Raw genomic sequence first — 22,339 nt, forward strand, 5'->3', positions numbered from 1 at the left:
CCTCTAAACAGAAAAAACAAAAGAACCCACCGTAAGGTGAGTTCTTTAGTACCCCCAAGCGGACTCGAACCGCTGTTGCGGGAATGAGAATCCCGAGTCCTGGGCCACTAGACGATGGGGGCGTCAAGCGGGCTCAAATATAGCAAAGCCCGCCTAATTCGTCAATCCCTGTAGAACAGGTCGAGATTGCTTTCAACCGGAGTCGACTTCTCGATCTTGCTCACAAAATCATTGAACAATGCCGATGCAAAGAAGCGAGCACCGTTATCGTATTCTTGCTTCACGGCAGCAGCGACAGCAGCCTCTTCAGCAGGAGTCTTGCTGTTCACGCGCACCATCACGGCACCGAGATCCGTTTCGATGACCGGACCCCATTCGCCAACCTTCTGGCCATTAAGAACCTTGTAGAGACCCGTGCTGCTGTAGCCGAATCCGTTCACATAACCTTCGGCAGAAGATTTCATGTTCTGGACAAGAACCTTTTCGATTGCAACCGGGGTAGCAGTAGAATCGCCTTCAGCAGGAGCCTTCCATTCCTTAACCTTGTCTGCAACGGAATTCAGGTAGATGCCGGCAGCATTAGCAGACTTCTTCGTCTTCAAGGCAGTCTTGATGGATTCAAAGTACATGTCGAAGTCGCGATCGCCAGCCTTGAGTTCCTTGACCTTGTTGGCGAGCACGACAAACTTGCTGTTGCGGAGCACCGGAGAAACATTGCCTTCTTCTTCAGGAAGGTTTTCGTTGGGCCATGCGAAAGAAGTAAGTCCCTTGAGGTAACCGAGTTCAGGGATATTCTCGTTGCGGCCGACCCATCCGGATTCAGCAACTTCAAGATTCCTTTCCTTGGCGGCAGCGGCAAATTCCTTGCCGGCAGCCACTTCATTCTTGATGCCAGTCAGAATCTTCTCGAGGCTATCGACCGTCTCGGAAGAGGCGTTCACCACAAGCAGGATATGGCCGACATTCGCGGTAACCTTGCCGGTAGAATCAGTAGACTTGCCAAAGCTCTTGATGATGTGGTAACCGAACTGAGACTTGACCGGTTCAGAAACCGCACCGGAATCGAGAGCGAGAGCGGCCTTTTCGAATTCGGGAACGTAGACGCCGAGACCAGCAGGCTGAGAAAGGATACCGCCGTTTTCGGCGCTGCCCGGGTCTTCAGAAGAAATACGGGCCATTTCTTCGAAGGTAGCGGTAGAGGATGTATCCGCAAGCTGGAAGTAAATCGTCATCGCATATTCACGGACGCGTTCATCGTCGGCTGCAGTAGCGGCGACCGGAATAGACACGTACTGGAACTTGGCAGCATCGTTCTCAACGAAGAAACTATCGAGATGAGCATTGAAGTAACCCTTGACCATAGCGGTATCGACCACGTCTTCAGCCACGGCGAAATCGCTGGCAGAAGCAAAGGCCACATCGAGATCGAACTCGGTCATGCGGCGTTCGACGTTCCACTTGGCTTCAAGCGTAGTCGGATGGATGCCAGCGGAAACCAGAGTCTGGAGCTGATGCATCGGAATGTTCGTATTCTTCATTTCTTCTTCGAGCTGGAGCATCATGCCCCACTTGAAGGCTTCCGGCGTTTCGAGCCAGGCTTCGTAATCTTCCTGGGTGGCCGTCGTATCGGTAATGAACTTCGGGAGGCTTGCGATGTAGGCCTGGCTACGCTGCATCAGGTCTTCCTGCGAGGTAGCCTGCTGCTGGATAGCGTTGAGCCTGTACTGGGCTTCCTGAACCACGCGGCCGCGAACCGCCTGGAAATTGTTCTTGAATTCGGCCTTGAGTTCGGCGACCGAGGCTGCCAGTCCGGCCTTCTCGAACTGTTCGTCCAGAAGAATCTGACGGACGAAAGAACGGAAGATGTCGTTACGGAGCTGGGAGTACTGTTCGTCTTCAAGGTGCTGACCCTGGAACTGGTTCTGCTGAATCATCTTGAAGCGAGAGTCAAATTCCGCGTAAGAGATCTTGTGGTCATTCACAACACCGACAGGATAGCTTTGCGCAGTCTTCGGCACTCGGTCCATAGCCAGGAGACCCACGACAATACCTGCCGCGAAAATCACGATAATCCACTTGGCCTTTTCATTAATCCACGTTAACATAGAGTAGACTCCATTAAAATTTGTCGGAGCAAAATTTAGTAATAAATTCCAAACTCATTTATTTTACGTTCAAATAATGCCGAAATAGCGCATTTTTTCTATCTATGAACATAGAAAAATTAAAGATTCTCAACGGAGACATCGCATGTACGATATTTTGGTCCTCGGTGCAGGAATTTCCGGCTTAAGCGCAGCCATACACGCCGCCGAAAAAGGCCTTTCTGTCGTCATTCTCACCAAGGGCGCCAAGCCAGACGGCTCTTCGAACTACGCCCAGGGCGGTATTGCAACCGTCACCGAGAAGACAGACAAGTTCAAATTCCATATCGACGACACGCTCGAAGCCGGAGCCGGGCTCTGCAAAAAAGAACCCGTGAACATCCTCACCAAGAGCGGGCCCGCAACCATCAAGCAGCTCGTGAAGTGGGGCGTGCAGTTCACTCCATCGCCTGCCGACAAGACGCAGTTCGACCTTCACCTCGAAGGCGGCCACAGCCACCACCGCATATTGCACGCGGCCGACCTCACCGGTAAAGAGATCATGCGCGCGCTCCTGTGCGAACTTCACAAGCACAAGAACATACACTATATAGAGAACTGCTACATCAAGGACCTCATTTGCAAGGGCGAAGGCAAGGCTAAGCGCTGCGTGGGTGCAAAGATTATCCACCAGAAGACGGGCATTGTCGAAGACCTCTACGCGAAGGCTTCCATCCTTTCTACCGGCGGCGCCGGACGCATCTGGCAGTACACCGTATGCCCGCCCGACAGCTGTGGCGACGGCATGGCAATTGCAGCCCGTGCCGGTGCTGCACTGCAAGATATCGAGTTCATGCAGTTCCACCCGACCAGCCTCTACGCACCTAGCCTCAAGAAGCCGTTCCTGATTTCGGAAGCGGTACGCGGATTCGGCGGCATCCTCAAGAATTACAAGGGCGAAGAATTCATGAACCAGGTGCACCCGCTGCACTCGCTTGCGCCCCGCGACATCGTGGCACGCGCCATCCACAGCGAAATGCAGCGACTCGGCAAGCCGAACATGTTTATCGACCTCTCGGGCCGCACCCCGAAGGATATCAAGAGCCACTTCCCGAACATCTACGCGAAGTGCCTTGACGCTGGCATCGACATCACGAAGGAATGGATTCCCGTGGTGCCCGCAGCACACTACATGTGCGGAGGCGTACTGGTCGACACCTGGTCCCGCACCGAAATCAAGGGCCTGTACGCCTGCGGCGAAGTCGCCGCGACGGGCGTCCACGGAGCAAACAGGCTTGCATCGAACTCGCTCCTCGAAAGCGTGGTCTTTGCCGTACGTGCGGTAGACAACATCCTCGAAAGCGGGCTCCTGAAAGACAAGATTGCAGTAAGCAAGTCGCGCAAGCAGGAAGTCGTAAGTTTCGGCAAGGCCGCCTTCTGGAAAAAGCGCCGCGCCATGTTGCAAGACATGATGTGGACGCACTGCGGTATCGTCCGCACCGTCGCAGGCCTGAACCAAGGTCTCAAAATCATCGAGGACCTAGAAAAGGACATCCAGGCGGCCATCAAGAACAAGGAAACCGAGAACTTCCACTTCATCGAGTTCCAGAACGCATTGCAGGTTTCCAAGATGATCCTCATCGCGGCACTCCACCGCAAGGAATCTCGCGGCCTGCACTACATTCTTGATTACCCGAACCTCGACCCGAAAACAAAGCACCATACCATTTATCTGGACGATAAGAAGTAAGCGAGAAACCTAGTATGGCCGAAGCGAAGACGAGCACAGCAAGGAAACCCCGCAAGGAAGCCCTCCCGAAAAAAATCGGGGGTTACACTCCGACGCAGATGCTCGGGCACGGCGCGATGGGCAACGTATGGCTCTGTCACGACGAATCGCTCGACCGCATGGTCATCGTGAAACAGATGGTTCCGAAACTCTTGGACCAGGATTCGTTCATCCTGCGCTTCCAGCAAGAAGCAACCATTCTCGCCCACCTGAACCACCCCGCCATCGTGGTGCCCTACGCCCTCTGGAAGGAGAGCGACGGCCAGCTTTCGCTTTCCATGGAATTCGTGATGGGCAAGAACCTTCGCGAGATTCTCGACGTGAACAAGCAGCCGCCCGTATGGGTCGTGATGGCCATTCTCCACGAGATTTTCCTCGCCCTGAGTGTCGTACACCGTGCAGGCATCGTGCACCGCGACTTGAAGCCCGCCAACATGATGGTCGACAAGGACGGGCGCATCCGCCTGCTCGATTTCGGCGTCGCGCACGTGGACAAGGAATACGAAGACGACCCGACGCTCACCATGGCCGGTTCACAAATCGGCACTGCCGCCTACATGAGCCCGGAACAGACCATCGGGAACGAGGCTACTCCGGCCTCCGACCTGTTCAGCATGGGCGTCATCGCAAGCGAAATGCTGCTGGGAGAGAACGTGTTCCGTGGCGAATCGCTCAACCAGACCCTGCAAAACATCCGCAGGCTAAAGATTGGCAAGCAGGCCTTCCCCGAAGGCACACCGAAGGCTCTCATAAAGTTGATAATGCGCCTCCTCGAAAAGAAGCCTTCCAAGCGTCCGCTTTCCGCCGCCGACGTGGCCGACGAACTCAGCCGCATGCTGCGCGCCTACCCACGCGACCTCTCGCCCTACCTCGCCGAATGGGTCACCGCTACAGTGAAGGGTTCGATTCCCGCAATAGAACCGAAAACATACCCGAGCTGGTCGAAAAAAATGTTTATTATTGGGCTTGCGACCGGTATTATCATTCCTTCGACAATATTCACCCTTTTGCACATACTCTAACGGACTAACATGAATTGGATTGACATTGTTTGCCTCGTTTGCGTACTCGTATTGACCCTGATTGGCGTATGGCGCGGGTTCCTGAAGGACCTGTTCCGCCTCATCGCATGGGTTGCCGCCATTGCCGGCGCCTACTTTGCAAACGACCTCCTTGCCGATACCATTTCAAAAAATCTCGATATCAGCGGATTCACCGTCACGCTCGTCTGTATCTGCATCGGGTTCCTCATTCCGTTTATTACACTGTTCATGATTGGGCACTTTGTACAAAAGTCCATCGAAAAGACTACCGTGGGCAAAGTGAACCGCATTTTTGGCGGGCTCTTCGGGGCATTCCAGGCTTGGATTATCTGCGCCATATTCTTGTCCATTCTCCACATTTTGCCGGTCACAGGCAACCTGCAGGAATCGCGCAACGAATCTATCGCCTACAGTTTTTACAAGTTCAATCTCGAGATACTCGGATTCTCTTCCGAAGAACCTGATTTGATTGGCATGGCCGAAAAGAAGGCGACGGAACTCAGCAAGGAAATTACGGACAAGGCCGTCGAAAAGGTCAAGGAGACCACGACGCAGGCCGCCGAGCAGGCCAAGGACGCCGCCATAAAGGCCGCTACACAAGCCAAGGATTCCCTAGCCAAGAAAGTCGAAGTAAAGGCTGACTCGGCCGTTTCGGCCGTCAAGGAAAAGGTCGAAAAAGCCACTAAGTAGTTTACGCAAGCCTTTTTGCGCAGGCTTCCGCATCGCGGACAATCTCTTCTTCGCCGTCCACGTGGCGGCCACGCATCACGAACTTTCCGTTACAGATAACCGAATCGATGCTGCTGCTGTCGGCGGCATACACCCAGTTGCTCACCAGATTGTGGCTAGGTACCATGCGTTCGTTCTTCAGGTCAACCAGCAGGCAATCTGCCAGGTAGCCTTCCCTGATTTCGCCGGCATCCATTAGCCCGTAGGCACGAGCCGCGTTCACCGTTGCCATTTTAAGCGCATCGTACGCAGGCAAAGTTTCGGCACCACCCTGCACCTTCGCAAGCAAAGCCGCAAGCTTCATCTCTTCGTGCATGTCGAGGTTGTTATTAGAAGAATCGCCGTCCGTACCGAGGGCGACCTTGGCGCCAGCACGCAACAGGCAGTCAATCGGCGGGATTCCGCTAGCCAGTTTCAGGTTCGAACACGGATTCAGTACAGCCGTTGCGCCGGATTCCACAAAAACCTTCATGTCATCGTCCGAAAAATGGACGCAGTGCGCCGCGGCAAGTTTTTCATCGAGCAGCCCGGCACGTTCCAGCAGGCGTACAGGGCTGCACCCATACTGCTTTTCGCAATCTTCCAGTTCCTTTACCGTTTCGGAAAGGTGCGTATGGACAAAGAAGTTTTCCGCACGCGCAAAGTCGGCACAACGCTTCAGCATCTTCTCGCCCACCGTATAAACGGAATGCGGAGCAACCGTAAGGCTTATGCGATCCGATTCACCCGTATGGGCAGCCAAAAACTTAAAATTGCCCTCTATCTGTTCTGCCGTCATGAGCGATTCCGCAAACGTCACGCCCACCGCAGCACGGATGCCCATTTCCTCAACTATCTTGATGGTACGTTCACGATGCCAGTACATGTCGGCAAAGAACACCGTCCCGGATTTTATCATCTCGAGAACGGCAAGGCGGCAAGCCAACTCGATATCGCCACCCGTAAGTTTGGCCTCGAACGGCCAGATGTATTCCTGCAGCCACCTCTGCAGCGGCATATCGTCGGCATACCCGCGCAAGAGCGACATGGCAGCATGCGTATGCCCGTTGTAAAATGCAGGAAAAACGGCAAAACGGGAGCAGTCCACGACTTCGGCACCCGCAGACTCTTCTGGCGAGACATTCCCAATGCGGGCAAAGCGATTCCCCGCAATCAAGATGTCGGCAACACGAGCCCCGTCCTGAGCAGGCAGGAATGCCGATTTCAATAAAATCTTTTTCATGGCTCCTCCAACCGTCAAGAGAACTACTCGCGGTTTTCCAGCAGTTTCTGTACCGACTGCGCGTAGGCCTGCAAGCTCGGGTCACGCGCGCCCATCAGCAAGATGGTGTCGCCGGGCTGGGCGCATTCCACCATCTTTTTCGCGCACTCGTCGCGGTTCTCGATGTAGATGGCCTCGCAGCCCTTCAGCAACAAGTCGTCGGCAAGGTCGCCCGCACTGATATCGCGCGTCACGGTACCGCCCGCATAGTAGATTTCGCTGAAGAACATCATGTCGTTGTCGCGGTCATCGTCAAAGTCCTTCGGGCGAAGCGTCTTCGCAATAAATTCCACAAGGTCCTTGCGCAAGAAGCGCGTGGGCCCGAAGCCATGCGGCTGGAACCAGGCAATCACGCGACCATCGGTAAAGTCCTGTGCGCTCCTGATGCTTGCGGCAATCTTTGCGGGGTTATGCGCGAAGTCATCGACGAGGGTGACGCCATTGAACGTCCCCAGAATCTGGTGACGGCGGAACACGCCCGGGAACGTGGCTAGCGCGTCGGCACACGTATGGAGCGACACGCCCGCAAAGAGCGCCGCAGCCGTTGCCGCAAGGGCATTTTCCATGTTATGCTTGCCCGGGAGCGGCACTTCGAAATTCACGAGTTCCGCCTTATGGCGCACGCGGAACTTGATATGCGTACCAGCGGTCTTGAAGTCCGTGCCCTGCACGCCCACGTAGTTCTCGAACCCGAAATCGAATTCGCGGCCCGCGCTGAACTTCTTTGCCAGCGGGTGCGCGTCGTTCACGATGAGGATCTTGCCGTTGTCCAGAATGTTGTGGCTGAACTTGAGGAAGATTTCCTGCAGTTCGTTCATTTCCTTGTGGTCCTTGTCCACATTCAAAATGAGCCCTATTTCCGGCTCGTAGCGCACGAGCGTTCCATCGCTTTCGTCGGCTTCCACAACGAGCCATTCGCCCTTGCCACTGACTGCGTTACCGATCTTGCCTTCCTTCTGCAGGTTCACGAGGCCAGCACCCGTCATCACGGAAGGTTGCAATCCGGCATACTGCAGAATGTGGTAAATCATCGCGGTCACGGTGCTTTTACCGCTTGTACCGCTCACGGCAATCGTGCGGGCTTCCTTCGAAATCTTCGCGAGCATTTCGCTGCGGTGCATTACGGGGACGCCGAGTTCCTTCGCGCGCTTCAAATCGGGGTTCGTGTCCTCGATGGCGGTACTCACCACCACGGCGGTCAAGCCGGCAACAACGCCCGAGCCGTCCTGCGCAAAGCACTTGATTCCGCAGTCCTCGAGCTGGCCCATCACGAGCGGCTTTTCACACTTGCCCGCCAGGAATTCACCGAACTGACGGTCGGAGCCACTCACCGCGACTCCCTTGCCCGCCAAGTACTGAGCGATGGCACTCATGCCCACGCCAGCAACACCGATAAAGAAGTAGGATTCAGCCATCGTTCAAAACCTCAAAATCAAAGCAAGTCCGGGTCAATCGTGGGTTCGTAACCGGGTTCCACGAAGTCCTCGGTCGCAATTCCCTTCTTGCGCGCAGCCTTCATCTGCTTGATGAGTTTGCGTTCGGCTGCTTTCGCCTTGCGGTGTGCGGCCGTAGCCGCCTTCTCGGCATGGCGCTGGGCACGGGTCTTACGTTCCTTCAGTTCCGGGAAAACGCATTCGTCGAACTTGTCGAGCGAGCCCTCATCGATTTCCTCTTCGAAGCCTTCGTCAAAGCGGATGTCCGCATCGAAGTCGCGGAAGCCTTCCTCTTCGTCGAACACCGGCGCATCTGCCGGGCATTCCTTCTTCAGGAACTTGAGCACCTTCGCGAACGGTTCTTCCAGCGGGACCTTGAACTTCATCTTCTTGCCCGTGCGCGGGTGGATGAGTTCAATCTTTACCGCCTGCAATAACTGAGCAGGAGCCATCTCGAGAACCTTCGCTGCGATATCCTTCATCAGGGGCGGCACGCGGTTCAGGCTTTCTTCACGGCCATCGTAGAGCGGGTCGCCCACCACCGGGTGGCCCGTATAACGGCTATGCACGCGAATCTGGTGCGTACGGCCCGATTCGAGCTGGAGTTCGAGCAAAGTAGCAATCGCAAAGAACTGCTTGGCCACGAAATGCGTGCGGCTTTCCTTGCCACCCTTCACCACCGCCATCTTGAGGCGGTTCTTCGGATTGCGCCCGATAGGAGCGTCAATGCAGCCTTCCAAGTCACGCGGGCAGCCCCACACGAGCGCATTGTAGGTGCGGTGCAGCGTGCGGGTTTCGAGCTGGTGCGCCAAAAGCCTGTGGGCGGCATCGTTCTTGGCTACCACCATGAGGCCCGGCGTATCCTTGTCCAGGCGGTGCACGATACCCGGGCGAAGCGGGCCATTTACCTGCGACAGGTTGTCCTTAAAATGATGCAGAAGGCCTGCGGCAAGCGTACCCCTGCTCACGCCGTTACCCGGATGCACCACCAGGTTGCGAGGCTTGTTCAGTACGACAATGTCTTCGTCCTCGTACACGATGTCGAGCGGGATTTCTTCGGGCTCAAGCGTACTCGATTCTTTCTCGATGAGCTTTTCCACGACGACAACCATGCCTGTTTCCACGCGGAAATTCTTGGCGGCAGCAACGCCACCCACCTTCACCTCGCCTGCGGCAATCAATTTCTGCACGTCGGTGCGCGACACGTTTTCCATCACGCCGACAAGGAACTTGTCTATGCGCTCGCCGTTATGCTGTTCTTTAACAATGTAATTCATGCCTAATCCTTCGGCTCGGTTGCTTCAGACTCATTCGATTCCGGGTTCGCTTCGGTCGTCTTGGAATCGGCAAGTTTCTGCTTCTCTATTTCCTTTTCTTCCTTAATCTGCTTATGCACCTTCTTCAAGAGCACCGGGGAAAGGATAATTATCGCGACACCGACCGTTACGAACGAATCCGCAACATTGAACGTCGGGAAGCGAGTCATGATAAAGTCCGGCAAATCGCAGTCGATAAAATCCACCACCATCTTGAGGCGCATGCGGTCGATAAAGTTGCCCACAGCACCACCAAGAATCATCACCACACCAAGACGGCTCATCCAGTCACGCTTGTCGATATTCCTGTAAAAGAAGAACATCACTACGCACGCCACGATAGAAATCAGTATGAAGAACACTGTCGGCGAAAGGAACGGCATCAGGTCCTGCGGGCGACTGCTAAATGCGGCCCCCTTGTTGAACACCAACTGGAATCGCACCAGTTCGCCAATCACGTTGATGATGTCGTGGTTCGGCGCTCCCGTCTCGTTCGTGAACCGAGCAAGCGCCCAGAGTTTGGTCAACTGGTCAGCGACAATGCTAAAGACAATAACGCCAATATGGAACGGCCACTTATTGTAGAATTTCATTCGTTACCGGGCGGCTAGATGCCCGCCTCCTTCTTCAAATTCGTATAGGTTTTCTCAATCCACTTGTCCGAATAGAAATGTGCAGTCGTTGACTTCACGATTTTCTTCACGGTATCGCGTGAAATCTTCACCTTCCTGTCGCTGGCAAAGAGGCTCGAACCGTCGCCAATGAGTTTCATGTTCTCTGCCGCCATAAAGAGCGGCCACAGGCAAAACAGGCGGGTGCGCATCTTCACGTTCGGCACGAGTTTCGTATAGGCGATGGCATCGTCCAGGTGTTTCCACGCCTTCGCCACAAGTTCCCCCATCACCGCAGCACGGCGGGCATTGAAGTCGGCACGGAATTCTACCGAAGCTCCATCCGAACCCGCAGCCGGCACGTCGAACATCTCGTACGAATGCGCGAAGCCGTGTCGACGGCAAATCTCTTCGGGAACAAAGCACACCCTGCGGGTAGAATCTTCTACGCAGTCCTTCACGATGTTCGCCACCTGGAGCGCAAGCCCAAAGCTCACGTCGAGTTTCTGCATCTCGGCCTTGCGTGCATCGCTGATGAGGCATGTATCCGCAGCAAACAGGTTTGTGAGCAACTTCCCGACAATGCCCGCCACATAATAGCAGTATTCATCCAGGTCGGCGACGCTTTCGAGCGTAAACCATCCCGAACTCAGCGCCGCTTCTTGCCTTTGCGCAAACTTCGCCATACCACCGCACATCTCGATGGTCACGTCGCGCACCGGAGCAGCATAGACCTCGGGCAGTTCCTTCAGGAGCGGCAGCACCACGTGCGTATGCAGGCAGAGGTTCATGTACGGGTGGTCAGACTTGCGCCAGCTTTCGGGCAGGGCGCCCTCGAACGCAGACACGGCCTCTTCCTTCAGGTCGGGCGTGCGGAATATGTCGGCAAAGAGCCCGAGCAAGGTTTCCTTTTCGGAGGCTTTCATGTCGGGATCGTCTTCCACCGTATCGGCGATACGCAGGTAAAGGTAGGCAAGCAAAATGCTCTTGTGCAACTTGCCCTTGAGCACATTGATGTTAAGCGCAAACGTCCTCGAAACCAGGAGAAGAATCTCTTCGGCGTACAGCCACGCCTTCTTCCCTTCGAGAACTTCCTCACCCATACCGAGCGTATCCAAGATATTCCTAGACATACATCGTCTCCGCATAGATATCGGGCGGAATCTTCTTTGTTCTGGCCATTGCATTCAGGTACTTCCAGAACCGGCCATGCGCCTCGGCGTTCCTAAGTTTCTTCGCGAAGCTCCATACCGTACGGTTATGGACATCGGTTTCGCTCTGGAAATTGCCCTTCCTTTCGGACTGGTAGCGCACTTTGCGGTATTCCAGGAAATACGCCGTCTCGAATAGTGCCGAAATCCGGCGCATGGCTCCGCGGTAGAGCGCAAGTGCGAAAAGCAGGAACACAGGAATACCGGCAAACGCATACTCGGGCGGGCAAACGGCAAACTTGTGGAAAGCCCAGAAGAGCGTCACCGAAAGCGCAAGCGAGGCGACAAGCGAAAATACGAAGTTCTTCACTCGCAACTTGGCCACCCAACCGGGGGTCTTCGTGACCTTTTCTGGCAGGCAGGCCCATTTCTTCCCTTTTTTTACCATTTTTCGCAAATAGAGGGGGTACGAAAAGCGGTAGAACCAATAATAGAGGAGGGCCCAGAAAAGTACCGGGACCCAAAATGCATAATCCATAACTTGATAGAGATCCATACTGCGCAAAAATATAGAAATTTCGGTAAGTCGGTCTCCCCCGACCCAGCCAGTCGCCACGCCGCACAATGCCGTTAATTTGTTCACAATCAATGAAATACAGGCAGACACTCTCAGCCCCGCCAAAGGGCTTTTTCGCTAACACAATGAACATCAAGGACTTACACTGCCAGTCCGACCCCTAAAAAAGGTCATTTTTAGGGTTATTCCGGCAGACTTATCAACACACCCACCCTTTTTTATTAAATTTCTTAATCGCCTGTTGATAGATTTGAAATTTACCGGGAACAAGCGCACGAGGATAGACCGATATGCAGATTGACTGGGAAAGATGCCTGAACTATTTACGCGGAATGCTCTCCGATTCCGTATTCAAGACGTATTTCGCACAGACCAAGATGGTGAACCTAACCACCGGCCACGCCGTGATTTCCGTGCCCCCCGGACTGGACACTAAGGTCTACTCCGCTTACAAGGAACTTATCAAGCTCGGTTGGAAAGAAGCAACCCACAGCGACACCCCGATGGAATTCGAGTTCCAGCCGCAGGAAGTCGTACTGCAGCAGGCCGCCGCCCCGAGCGTCGACAACAACTTCAAGGATTTTATCAAGCCGAGCGTTCCGCTTTCGAACAGCTTCCGCTTCGAGAACTTCGTCCCCGGAGACAAGGCCCAGCTTGCATTCAACGCCGCCCTCGCCGTCGCGAAGAACCCGTACGGTACGCAGTACAACCCGCTTTTCATCTACGGACCTTCGGGCCTCGGCAAGACCCACCTGCTGCAGGCCATCGGCAACTACGTGCTCGAAGAAGACCCCGCCAAGCGCGTATGCTACCTCACCAGCGAAGACTTCTCACAGCAGTACATGAAGTGCCTGCGCGAAGGTCGCGTGACAGAAATGAGTGATTTCTATCGCAATGAAGTGGACATTCTCCTCATCGACGACATCCAAAATTGGACCGGCAAGTACGAGACGCAGAACGAATTCTTCCTCATCTTCAACGCGCTGCACCAGGCCGGCAAGCAGATCGTGCTTACCTCCGATGCTCCCGCGGGCGAAGTGAAGAACCTCTCCGACCGTCTCGTGAGCCGCTTCTCCTGGGGTCTCACCGTCGACATCCAGCCGCCCGACGTAGAAACACGCGAAGCCATCCTCCACAAGAAGGCGGAAGAACGCCACCTCGACATCAGCGAAGACGTGCTCCACTTCCTCGCCGAAAAGATTGCAAGCAACGTGCGTAGCCTCGAAAGCGCCATCATCAAGCTCACGCTCCAGTCGAGCCTGATGAACCACGACATCGACATGAGCATCGCACAGAAGGTCGCCGCCGAAATAGCTCCGACACTGCGCCGCCGCGTAAGCCTCGACGCCGTTCTCCACACCGTGTCGCAGCATTACGAAGTTGCCGAATCCAAGCTCACCGAGCCCGGACGCGGCACCAAGGAAATCTCGAAGGCGCGCCAGGTGGCCATGTATCTCATGCGCGAATGTTCGTCCATCAGTTTGCAGAGCATCGGTTCACGTTTTGGCGGCAAGGACCACTCCACCGTCGTTCACGCCATCAAGAGCGTGAAGAAGGAAATGGAAACCGACGCCGCTTTCGCCCGCCTCATCGAAGGCCTCAAGAACTCCATCCACGACTAACGGGATCAAGATGAACTTCTCAAAATCCTTTGCCCTGTGCGCTGCCATCGCGGCAAGCGCAGTTTTCGCACAATCGCAAACAGCACCCGCAGCAGAACAAGCCGCCGGCGAATCGCTCACCATCATCGGCGTGGGCGACATCATGATGGGCCTCAACTACCCCGACGAAAAGCCCGCGCTCCCCACACAGGACGGCGAACTCACCTTCTCCGAAGTGAAGGATATCCTGCGCGATGCAGACCTCACTACCGGCAACCTCGAAGGAACTCTCCTGAACAAGGGCGGGCTACCGAAACCCTGCTGCCGCGTGACCAAGAAATCCGGCAACTGCTACTGCTTCCGTTCACCCGAGCACTACACGAAGCACTTGCTCGATGCGGGCTTCGACTACGTGAGCGTTTCGAACAACCACTCCGGCGACTTCGGCAACGAAGGCAAGATCGGCACGATGCGCGCCCTCAATGAGGCAAACCTCGCCTACGCTGGTTTCGAGAACAGCTGCGAACAGAGATTCCTCGAACTGAACGGCGTTCGCTATGGGTTCGCCTCGTTCTCCGTAAGCAGCGGGACGCTGACCGTGTTCAATACCGAAAAGGCCAAGAAGACTATTGCCGCACTGCGTGACAGCGCCGACATCGTCATCGTCACGATGCACGTGGGCGCAGAAGGATCCAAGTACACGCATGTCACGCGCGAGATGGAAGAATTCCTGGGCGACAAGCGCGGCAACCCCTACGAATTCGCACGCCTCGCCATCGACGCAGGCGCCGACGTAGTGTTCGGTCACGGCCCGCACGTGCCGCGCGCCATCGACCTCTACAAGGGAAAATTTATCGCCTACAGCCTCGGGAACTTCGCGACATCGACCAGCGTGAACATCACTGGCGTCACGGGTTACGCCCCCATCGTGAAGATTACCGTCGACAAGAAGACAGGCAACTTCAAGGAAGGCCAGATTTACTCGTTCATTCAGAGGGGCAACAACGGCGACCGCAAGCCCACGCGTGACGACAAGGGCGCCTGCATCAAGCTCATGAAGGAACTGACCGAGCAGGACATTCCCGAAGCCGGCGTGAAGATTGCCGACGACGGAAAGATTACGCTCAAGTAAGCAGTATTGCTCGAAATTATTTCTCAGTTCGAAGAACCGGCCAGTAGCTTTCGGGTTTCTGGTTCAGGTAAGTCAGGCGCGTCCAGGTTTCATCGCGGAAGCAGCCGCCCACCATGAGTTCGTCGAGCTTGCCCGTAAAGCCGCCCACCTCGAAGTAGGCGCGGACACCGACAGAATCGCTTCTGTCGGAGGGCTCCAGCGAGAACGTCACCTTCGTATCATCCCAATCGGATTTTTCCGGCGAGGCCGAAACTTTAGCATCGTTCAGGTAGAACACCGTCTGTTCGAACGCACGCCTGCTGAACGCCACGTATGTCCATTCGCCCGCCTTGATTCCGTCCATGCCCGAAGCCCAGGAAACCTTGAAGCTTGCGGTATCGGCGCTATCTGCAGGATTCGCCACATGATATATTTCCACGACAAAGCCCTTTTCGGGAACATAGAGCAGCGCGTACTCCTTCGCCTTCTCGAAGATGGTCTGTTCCTTGTCGAGCGCATCGAGTTCCACCCACGTCGAGAAGCAGAAGTATCCGTCTTCATCAAAAGACATGTTCACTTCGCGCGTCGTATCCACCCTGGCGGAGCTCTTGACATAGAACGAGCCTGCGGAATCCATTTCTATTCCTATTCCGACAACGCCTTCGGTTATCGCATCAGCATCGACCGAGCCAAAAGCCGTGCCGTCAAAGTCCCCCATCTCGGCATAATCCGTCTGGGGAGAAACCGCATAGCCGAAATGCCACACCAGTGAGTAGCTTCGGTTCGTGGGGAACACATCGAATGCATAGGCCGGATTAAGCAGACCATCGTAGGAAAGTTCCAAGGAATCGGTCACGTTCAGCGAATCCACCCTCACCCAGAGCACGACTTGTTTGGTTTCCACACCGTAACCGGGGGTTGCCAACTCATGGTAGGATATCGGGAGTTTCTTGCTGCGGGAACCGTCCTTCGAAATGCGAACGGCCTCCCAGCGGCCCGTAATGTACTGCAGCGAATCGAAATTGCAGTTTTCTTCCGTAAGGCGAAGCGCAATCGGGATATCGGTCACGGAAGACGTCAGCGTATCGACCCCCTCGGGGAGCGAAAGCGGAGCCTTCCAGGTAAAGGAGACTGAATCGTGCGGAATCACGACATCCGGTTCAATCGCGCTCGGAATCAAGATTGTTTGGGTATCGCCCGGAGCGACCTCGACTTCAAAAACAGACGACCAATATAAATCGTCAAAGTAAATCTGCAAATCAAGTTCACCTGCAGGCAAGCTATCCACAACCAATTCATGAAAATCACGAATCGACGTTTCCCTGCGGATGGTCGTTCCCGGAACAACAACAACGACCTTGTGTTCATTATAAGAATCCACCAATTCAAGCTTTACCACGCCCGGCGCACGCAGCGTATCGCTCACGGCAACGGAATCGTCTTCGGCAACCTTCACACCCCGCACCAGCAGGCGCTTGCCCGACTGTGCGTGGAAGGCTTCAAGAGCATAAGTTCCATCAGGTACGGAATCCAGGCGGTAATGGCCCTTGTCGTCAGTTTCAGTGGAATATGCCGCAGGAAGTTCCGCATCGGTCATGGCGTCGTAGCCCTCGGGCACGCACTGCACATGCGCATTCACGGCCGGCTTGCCGCCGTCCAATACCAAGATACCTGCAAGTTCCGGGGAACCCGTCTCGGCACTGTTGCCGGCAACTTTGTCACTTGAAGAACATCCTGCAAAAAACGCCATAAAGGCCGCCAACAAGGCGACCGTTACTGATTTTATGTTTTTACAGGACTTCATCGATACCAATATAACTAAGAATTGGAAAAAAAAGGAATATTTATTGCAAATACCTGCATTTTATAGAGCCCGCCGTGGTGTATTCCACCACGATGACCCGCGCAGCGGGCATTTTCGCAGGCTTTTTATAGCCAGCGAACAACGGGCGCCCTTGCATGTCGAACATGCGGTAGTAGGCGGTTTCGGCCTCGGTCGCCCTATTTACACGTTGAGCAATCGGGGTCATTCCGCTGCTCGATTCCACGAATTCGCCCGAAGAAGATGCCGGTTTGGCACTCGAAGACGACGCGGGAGCATTCGGGTCGGTCACCACGATGCGGCCGCTCTTGACAAAAGTCGAATCGTTGTTGGTGGCCGTGACGGTAAAGGCGAACTCGCCCGCTTCCGCAGGAGTCCCGCTGATGGATATCTTGCGGTTTGCCTTATCGATGCTGGTCGTAACGCCCGTCGGGAAGCCCTCGGGCACGACCGTCTCGGCGCCGCTCCAGGTGTAGCAGAAATCTACAATCGGTTCGCCCAGATTGATGCTCTGGCTGCTGGAACCCCCACCGCACTTTACAACCTCAGGGTAGGCAGTCCCTTCGACAGAGAAGGTCACGAACGCGGACATCTGCGAAAGACCCGAATTGTCCGTCACCACGGCAACCGCGGAATACACGCCCGGTTCAAGCCCGCTCGCGTCTACCTGGTAGGGAGCGCTTGTCGCAGAGCCAACCAAAGTATTGCCCACATAGAAGGCGACGCTCTTCACGGAACCGTCGTTGTCCTTCGCATCGGCCTTCAAGGTCACCGTCGCACCGACATCAAACTTCGCGCCTGCCGCAGGGGCGGTCATAGAAACGCTAGCCGCCTTGTTGCTCAGGCCAAAAGCCTGGTTGTATTCGGGCATCTTGCCGTAGCGGCCACCCACGCCCACAAGTTTCGGGAGGTCGGTAGGAAGGCTTGAATTGCCGCGTAGTTCGTAAGAATAAGAAGGCGTAAAGACATTGTCGTTGAACGCCGACGCCTGAGATGTTCCATTGTTGTTATAGGGGGTGGAGCTCTTTGCTCCGGTGACCGTCGTATTCTTGAACTTGATCAAGGAATAGGCATCCTTTCCGGCCACCTGAATTTGCGGATTTTTCACATAGTTGTTTTCGTAAAGGACTTGCGTCTTCTTGTCGCTTTTCCCGGAGGCATCAATCACATGCCAGTGGTTGTAATCCACATAGGAATTGTAGATGTGGACCATCGAGGCGTAGGAACCATCCGCCTCGCTCGTCACCTTGGGAACGCGTCCGAAAGAATTGTGCCAATAGACATTCGCAAAAGTCAGCTGCGCCGTTTCAACCAGGTGCATATACGGATCGTAATAGTAGCAGTTGTACTCGTTGCTGCCATCATAGTCTAGATACGAAACGGTGATGCCCTTGACATATTCCAAGTCCATGCCGTCGCTAATCCACTTGTAGCTGATGTGGTCGAACCACATATTTTCAACTTCCTTGCCGCCGCTGCCGCTCACTTCGAGACCATCGCCCCCCTCAATAAGGTGCGGGTTCACATCGTAAAGGGCCAAGTTGCGATAAATGTTGTTCTTGGCACCTTCGTAGGAACGGTTTGACCACGAAACACCGCGCATATTTGCGCCACGGCCCATACCCACGAGGCTCTTGTTGCCCTTGGTCGTAATCCAGTTGCTCCAACTCTTGATTTCGCCCGCAGACACCATCGTGGTCTGTTCGCTAAGGCCGGAACAGCTGTTCTGCGTAAAGCTGATACGATAAAAGGTGTTGTTGGAATTGACAGTGTTGCCACAAGAAGACTTGCACCAAGTCCATCCCGAATTGGCGGCAGATGTGGCCGCATCTACGAACTTTCTGAAGTCGTAAGTACCTTCGGGCACAAGGATTGTCACCGCATCGTTACTCTGCATATGCTTACGGATAGTGGCGGTATCGCTCGCGATGACGATGTTACCCGCATCGCCGCCGGTGGTATTGGCGCCGAAGCCTTCGGCCTTCACGTTGAATGTGAAAAGCAGGACGGCCGTCGGGTCAGTTTCCGCGCCGCTCCAGATCCACTTGGCCTGCGTATTCGCGGCAAATCCCGTAAGGGCAGCCCCGCTCGGGAGCTTGTTGCTCGCATAGTTCAGGGTTGTCGCACCACCCCACTGGCTAAGATCGCGCCCCTTGTTCTTCCAGGAGTTGTTACCCACCGTAGGTTTCGCCTTCCAAGCGCTGCCGGAATAGTAGGACTTGTCGAGGTCATCAATCTGCACAAGAACACCGGGAGCGCCCTGGCCGTTCACGCCCACGACCGAAATCGCATTCTCGCCGGGCAGGAAAGTCATCGGAACAAAGCGCACGCGGCCCGCCTGGTTGTCTTCGGCAAGGAGCGCGCCATTGTGGTAGAGCCTGTAGCCGCCATCGGCCACAATCCAGATACCCGGACCTTCGCCCGCATTGTACGTCGCGGCCACCAGCTGCGAACCCACCTTGTCGCCACCACCGTAGGCGGCGTCGCCCGGAAGCGACACCACCTCGGAGGGGCTTATCGCCGCGGCGGCAATCCACACTCCGCACGCCACGGTTCCAAACATCCTTTTTATCATAATACACCCTTTCCCGGACAACGCAAACATTTGCACAACTTTCGCGGGAACTAGGTAAAATCTACCTTGTAAAAGTGATTTCGCCCACACTTTTCTTTTGACATCCCGATTTAGCGTTGTTTCTGGACAACGAGAAAACATGGCCGACGCATTCTCTTCCGAGCATTTTTCTTACATTTAGGGCATGGGCGAAAAGAAACCGTCAAAAAAAATCTTCGAATACCTGGACTACCGGGAATTTCTGAAAGATTACTACAACGCCAAGAAGGAGGCGAATCCCGCCTTCTCTCTCCGTGTATTTTCGGACAAGATCGGTTTCAAGGCCAAGGATTTCATCAGCCGCGTGATGAACGGCGACAAGAACCTTTCGAGCCAGAGCATTTCCAAGGTCGCAAGCGGCCTTAGGCTCGGCAAACACGAGACAGAATTTTTCATAGTGCTCGTCAAGTTTACCCAGGCAGAAACCACCGAAGAACGCAACGGCGCATTCGAAGAAATGCAGGCCATACTCAAGGTGGTTCGCTTCGCCGAAAAGCAGCACGTTTTGGGACACGCACAATACATGGTGTATTCGGACTGGAGACACCTCACCATCCGCAGCCTTATCGGCATGTACGGCTTTGACGGCAATTACGAAGCACTCGCGAAGCAAGTTCACCCGCACATCACCGCCGAAGAAGCGAAGAAGTCCGTAAAGTTGCTCGAAGACTGCCAGCTCATCAAGAAGGGCAAGGACGGCAAATACGAATTGACAGAAAGCGCCATTACCACCGGAGACCGCACGTCGAGACTCGCGCTCCGAGGGTACCATCAGCAGTGCCTAAAGCTCGCCGCCGATTCCATCGACCGCGACCCGCCGGGCACACGCCATATTTCGGGGCTCACCCTCGGTATAAGCCAAGAAGGCTACGAGCGCATTGTAGAACGCATCAATGCCTTTCGCAAGGAGATTGCGCTCATCGCCGAAGAGGACGAATCGAGCGACAAGGTTTTCCAGCTACAGTTTGCGCTGTTCCCTGTCGGCGGGAAAGACTAGGGAGCAGGCACTCCAACCGTATCGATCCCCTCGAATACGATTTCGTCTATTTCCAGGTGGGAGCCATTATATATAAAGATGCTGAATATGCCAATCTCTTTCGAGATTTCGCCCCACGCGACCTGGTAATTCTTATCGTCCAACGTTTCATTTCCAGGCCGTAAGACCAACTCTGTCCATTCATCGCTTGCCTTTGCAAACCACAGCGCCTTATTGTAGTTGTTGTTTGCTATTTCGCGGTAATGTTCAAGCGCAACAGCAAACATGCAGTCCCCGCGGACCTTCATACGGACTGCGGAAAGTGCGCTTAGATCGTAATATCCGGTATCAAGCCCGAGATGCGTCCCGAGCATGACGTAGCCCGAATCGGCGATGGTGAACTTCATCGAAAGATACTTCCCGCGAGTACCATCATCGACCAGCGCACTCGCAAAGCCGCCCGCACTGTCGGGGCTTTCAAAGGAAGCACCCTTGTGCGGCATGTAGTACCAGCCGTAATTCGGGTAGTCCTTCGTCATGTTGTTCAGGCTGTCGCCATCGTCGAAATCCTCGAAAACATATTCGCGGGTCAACTCCCAAATGTGCATGAGCGTATCGACGGTAGCACCCGCATCGAGCGAGACATCGGCAACAGGATTGTCCCACATAACGACGGTATATTTTCCCGCCGGGACATGCGGAAACACGAACTCGTTCCCTTCTTGTCTTGCATAGTAGGGGGAAACGTCTAGCAAAACCGAACCTAGCGAACTTGCGGCAACCGAGTCAGCCGCACCGGTGCGCACCGTAAGCGAAACGGACGGCAGAAGTTCGATTTCATTCATCGTAGAATCCGCAGCCTTGAGCCTTGTCCACACCATGAGCGAGGAGTCCTCGCCGGCAATTCCTTCGACATAGCACCTTGCATTCTGGCACTCGTCCAGTCGAGTCTCGAACTGCACCATTCCGGAATCATCCGCAGTGGCGGTTTCAAGTGCGGAGACATAGGACGGGAGGAACTGCGTCACCTTCTGGTCCTCCACGTCTTCGGACGGGCTTTCTGCGCGAACGGCACCGGAACGCTGGTACAAAGTAACACGAGCCTGAGGAACCGGGTGACGATCCACGTCGTACACCGCGACGGCAATCCCGTTCGTCGTCTCGCTCGTGGCTCCCGCAGTCCCGGACCCGCTGTCGGAACAGCCCGAGAACGCGACCAGCGCAATGCCGAACGCGATGCAAAAAAGTGTATAACTCCTAAACTCCTGGGACAATCTCATCGTTCTTCCTTTTTCATCATCGGGAACAACTGGAAATTTAACTGATAAACGCTGTCGCATATCTGCGCGGGCATCGCATTGACCACATTTACGATGGCTTTTCGCGTTTCGGCAAGGATATCGCGGATTTTTTGGATTTGATTCGAGTCGAGCGCCATGGTAAGCGTACTGATATCGCGCTTTTCCTTGGGGGTATTTGCTATCGAATCACGAGCTAGTTCCGCAATACAGCCTTGATAATCGCTGATGGTGGCACTCAGCCAGTGTTCCTGCGTGCGGAGGTGTGCCTCGGTGGGCTCCACACGACCGTTTTTGCAATGGCGGGCGAGCCCCAACTGAAGCAGGGCTTCAACGGCCTTCTCGACCTGAGAGGCGTTTAGCTTCGGAATGCAGGCTTCACCGAGTGCGTCGGCATCTTGCGGGCCACGATAATCGAACACATCTAGTGCCGAGCGAATCATCGGGTAGTACCACTGCTGAAAGTAACGGTAACGTGCCTCGTCAAGCTCGCGGCAACTGGCAGGGCGCATTTTCTGGAGTGCCTCGAAATGCTTGCGCACTTCTTCGTCGGTCTTTGCCTTGCCATAGGCGACCATCTCGCGAAAGTATTCCGCCTTCGCCTCCTTGAAACGGAAAAAATCAACAAACGTCTCAAGGCCTTTTGAGGACACATGACGTTTCCCCTGCAAAATCTTCACCAGGAGGCTTGCGTCAATACAGACCGCAGCAGCAAAGACCCGGTAACTGAAGGTCGTATCAAGCGACTTTTCGAACTCGTAGAAGTCCTGCAGGAACTTACGGTAGTCAGTGTAGTCGTATATGTTGATTTTGTTTCTTGCGAACATGGTTTACCAACCCCAATAATATAGTTTCTATTGTCAAAATAATCAATTTTTACGGCTATTTTTTGTTGATTTTTTACAGATATGTTGACATTTTTG

Annotated in this window: 17 protein-coding genes and 1 tRNA gene; 6 read left to right on the forward strand and 12 right to left on the reverse strand. The window is 54.7% G+C overall.

Going from position 1 to position 22,339, the window contains the following annotated elements; translation table 11 throughout:
• Positions 1-49 precede the first annotated feature (49 nt).
• Positions 50-122, reverse strand: a tRNA-Glu gene (locus B7994_RS12015).
• 39 nt (positions 123-161) lie between these two features.
• Positions 162-2,105, reverse strand: coding sequence for a peptidylprolyl isomerase (locus tag B7994_RS12020; protein WP_088638714.1), 1,944 nt, complete (start codon positions 2,103-2,105; stop codon positions 162-164).
• Positions 2,106-2,250: 145 nt separating this feature from the next.
• Between B7994_RS12020 and nadB the strand changes: the two genes are divergently transcribed.
• The 3 genes from nadB to B7994_RS12035 are packed head-to-tail and all read left to right on the forward strand — an operon-like array spanning position 2,251 to position 5,606.
• Complete coding sequence (gene nadB, locus B7994_RS12025; RefSeq protein WP_088638715.1) at positions 2,251-3,834, forward strand: L-aspartate oxidase; 1,584 nt, start codon at positions 2,251-2,253, stop codon at positions 3,832-3,834.
• A 14-nt stretch (positions 3,835-3,848) separates the two neighbouring features.
• Complete coding sequence (locus B7994_RS12030) at positions 3,849-4,895, forward strand: serine/threonine-protein kinase (RefSeq protein ID WP_088638716.1); 1,047 nt, start codon at positions 3,849-3,851, stop codon at positions 4,893-4,895.
• Between the two features lie 9 nt (positions 4,896-4,904).
• A complete protein-coding gene (locus tag B7994_RS12035) occupies positions 4,905-5,606 on the forward strand; it encodes a CvpA family protein (RefSeq protein WP_088638717.1) in 702 nt (233 codons plus the stop codon).
• Between the two features lies 1 nt (position 5,607).
• Here B7994_RS12035 and B7994_RS12040 read toward each other — a convergent pair whose 3' ends face one another.
• From B7994_RS12040 to B7994_RS12065, 6 genes are read right to left on the reverse strand one after another with little or no spacing between them, the layout of a single operon-like run.
• Complete coding sequence (locus B7994_RS12040) at positions 5,608-6,867, reverse strand: amidohydrolase (RefSeq protein WP_088638718.1); 1,260 nt, start codon at positions 6,865-6,867, stop codon at positions 5,608-5,610.
• A gap of 23 nt (positions 6,868-6,890) precedes the next feature.
• Positions 6,891-8,321 (reverse strand): UDP-N-acetylmuramate--L-alanine ligase, encoded by a 1,431-nt coding sequence (gene murC / locus B7994_RS12045; protein WP_088638719.1) that lies wholly within the window; start codon positions 8,319-8,321, stop codon positions 6,891-6,893.
• Positions 8,322-8,338: 17 nt separating this feature from the next.
• Positions 8,339-9,616 (reverse strand): RluA family pseudouridine synthase, encoded by a 1,278-nt coding sequence (locus B7994_RS12050; RefSeq protein ID WP_088638720.1) that lies wholly within the window; start codon positions 9,614-9,616, stop codon positions 8,339-8,341.
• A 2-nt stretch (positions 9,617-9,618) separates the two neighbouring features.
• Entirely contained in the window at positions 9,619-10,248 is a 630-nt protein-coding gene (lspA, locus tag B7994_RS12055) for a signal peptidase II (protein ID WP_088638721.1), read from the reverse strand.
• Positions 10,249-10,262: 14 nt separating this feature from the next.
• Positions 10,263-11,399 carry a squalene/phytoene synthase family protein gene (locus B7994_RS12060; RefSeq protein ID WP_088638722.1) on the reverse strand — a complete coding sequence of 379 codons (1,137 nt, stop codon included), beginning with the start codon at positions 11,397-11,399 and terminating at the stop codon, positions 10,263-10,265.
• Positions 11,392-11,865: a hypothetical protein gene (locus B7994_RS12065; protein ID WP_144063877.1), complete on the reverse strand. Its 474-nt coding sequence runs from the start codon at positions 11,863-11,865 to the stop codon at positions 11,392-11,394. The genes B7994_RS12060 and B7994_RS12065 overlap by 8 nt, the downstream gene beginning before the upstream one ends.
• Before the next feature lie 419 nt (positions 11,866-12,284).
• On the opposite strand from B7994_RS12065, the gene dnaA reads away from it, so the two are divergent.
• A complete protein-coding gene (gene dnaA / locus B7994_RS12070) occupies positions 12,285-13,616 on the forward strand; it encodes a chromosomal replication initiator protein DnaA (protein ID WP_088638724.1) in 1,332 nt (443 codons plus the stop codon).
• 10 nt (positions 13,617-13,626) lie between these two features.
• On the forward strand, positions 13,627-14,727 hold the full coding sequence (locus B7994_RS12075) for a CapA family protein (protein ID WP_088638725.1): 1,101 nt from the start codon (positions 13,627-13,629) through the stop codon (positions 14,725-14,727).
• Positions 14,728-14,743: 16 nt separating this feature from the next.
• Here B7994_RS12075 and B7994_RS12080 read toward each other — a convergent pair whose 3' ends face one another.
• Together B7994_RS12080 and B7994_RS12085 are read right to left on the reverse strand one after the other, a co-directional pair.
• Complete coding sequence (locus B7994_RS12080) at positions 14,744-16,456, reverse strand: carboxypeptidase-like regulatory domain-containing protein (RefSeq protein WP_233143198.1); 1,713 nt, start codon at positions 16,454-16,456, stop codon at positions 14,744-14,746.
• A 94-nt stretch (positions 16,457-16,550) separates the two neighbouring features.
• Positions 16,551-19,103: an Ig-like domain-containing protein gene (locus B7994_RS12085; RefSeq protein WP_144063878.1), complete on the reverse strand. Its 2,553-nt coding sequence runs from the start codon at positions 19,101-19,103 to the stop codon at positions 16,551-16,553.
• Between the two features lie 184 nt (positions 19,104-19,287).
• Here B7994_RS12085 and B7994_RS12090 point away from each other — a divergent pair, with 184 nt between their 5' ends.
• Entirely contained in the window at positions 19,288-20,139 is an 852-nt protein-coding gene (locus B7994_RS12090) for a TIGR02147 family protein (RefSeq protein ID WP_088638727.1), read from the forward strand.
• On the opposite strand, the gene B7994_RS12095 is transcribed toward B7994_RS12090, so the two are convergent.
• Together B7994_RS12095 and B7994_RS12100 are read right to left on the reverse strand one after the other, a co-directional pair.
• Complete coding sequence (locus B7994_RS12095; protein WP_088638728.1) at positions 20,136-21,398, reverse strand: hypothetical protein; 1,263 nt, start codon at positions 21,396-21,398, stop codon at positions 20,136-20,138. The two genes, B7994_RS12090 and B7994_RS12095, sit on opposite strands and share 4 nt — an antisense overlap.
• Positions 21,395-22,243: a TIGR02147 family protein gene (locus B7994_RS12100; RefSeq protein WP_088638729.1), complete on the reverse strand. Its 849-nt coding sequence runs from the start codon at positions 22,241-22,243 to the stop codon at positions 21,395-21,397. Before B7994_RS12100 ends, B7994_RS12095 begins: the two co-directional genes overlap by 4 nt.
• Between the last annotated feature and the right edge of the window lie 96 nt (positions 22,244-22,339).

Origin of the sequence: Fibrobacter sp. UWR2 (assembly GCF_002210285.1) — a bacterium.
Classification (GTDB): domain Bacteria; phylum Fibrobacterota; class Fibrobacteria; order Fibrobacterales; family Fibrobacteraceae; genus Fibrobacter.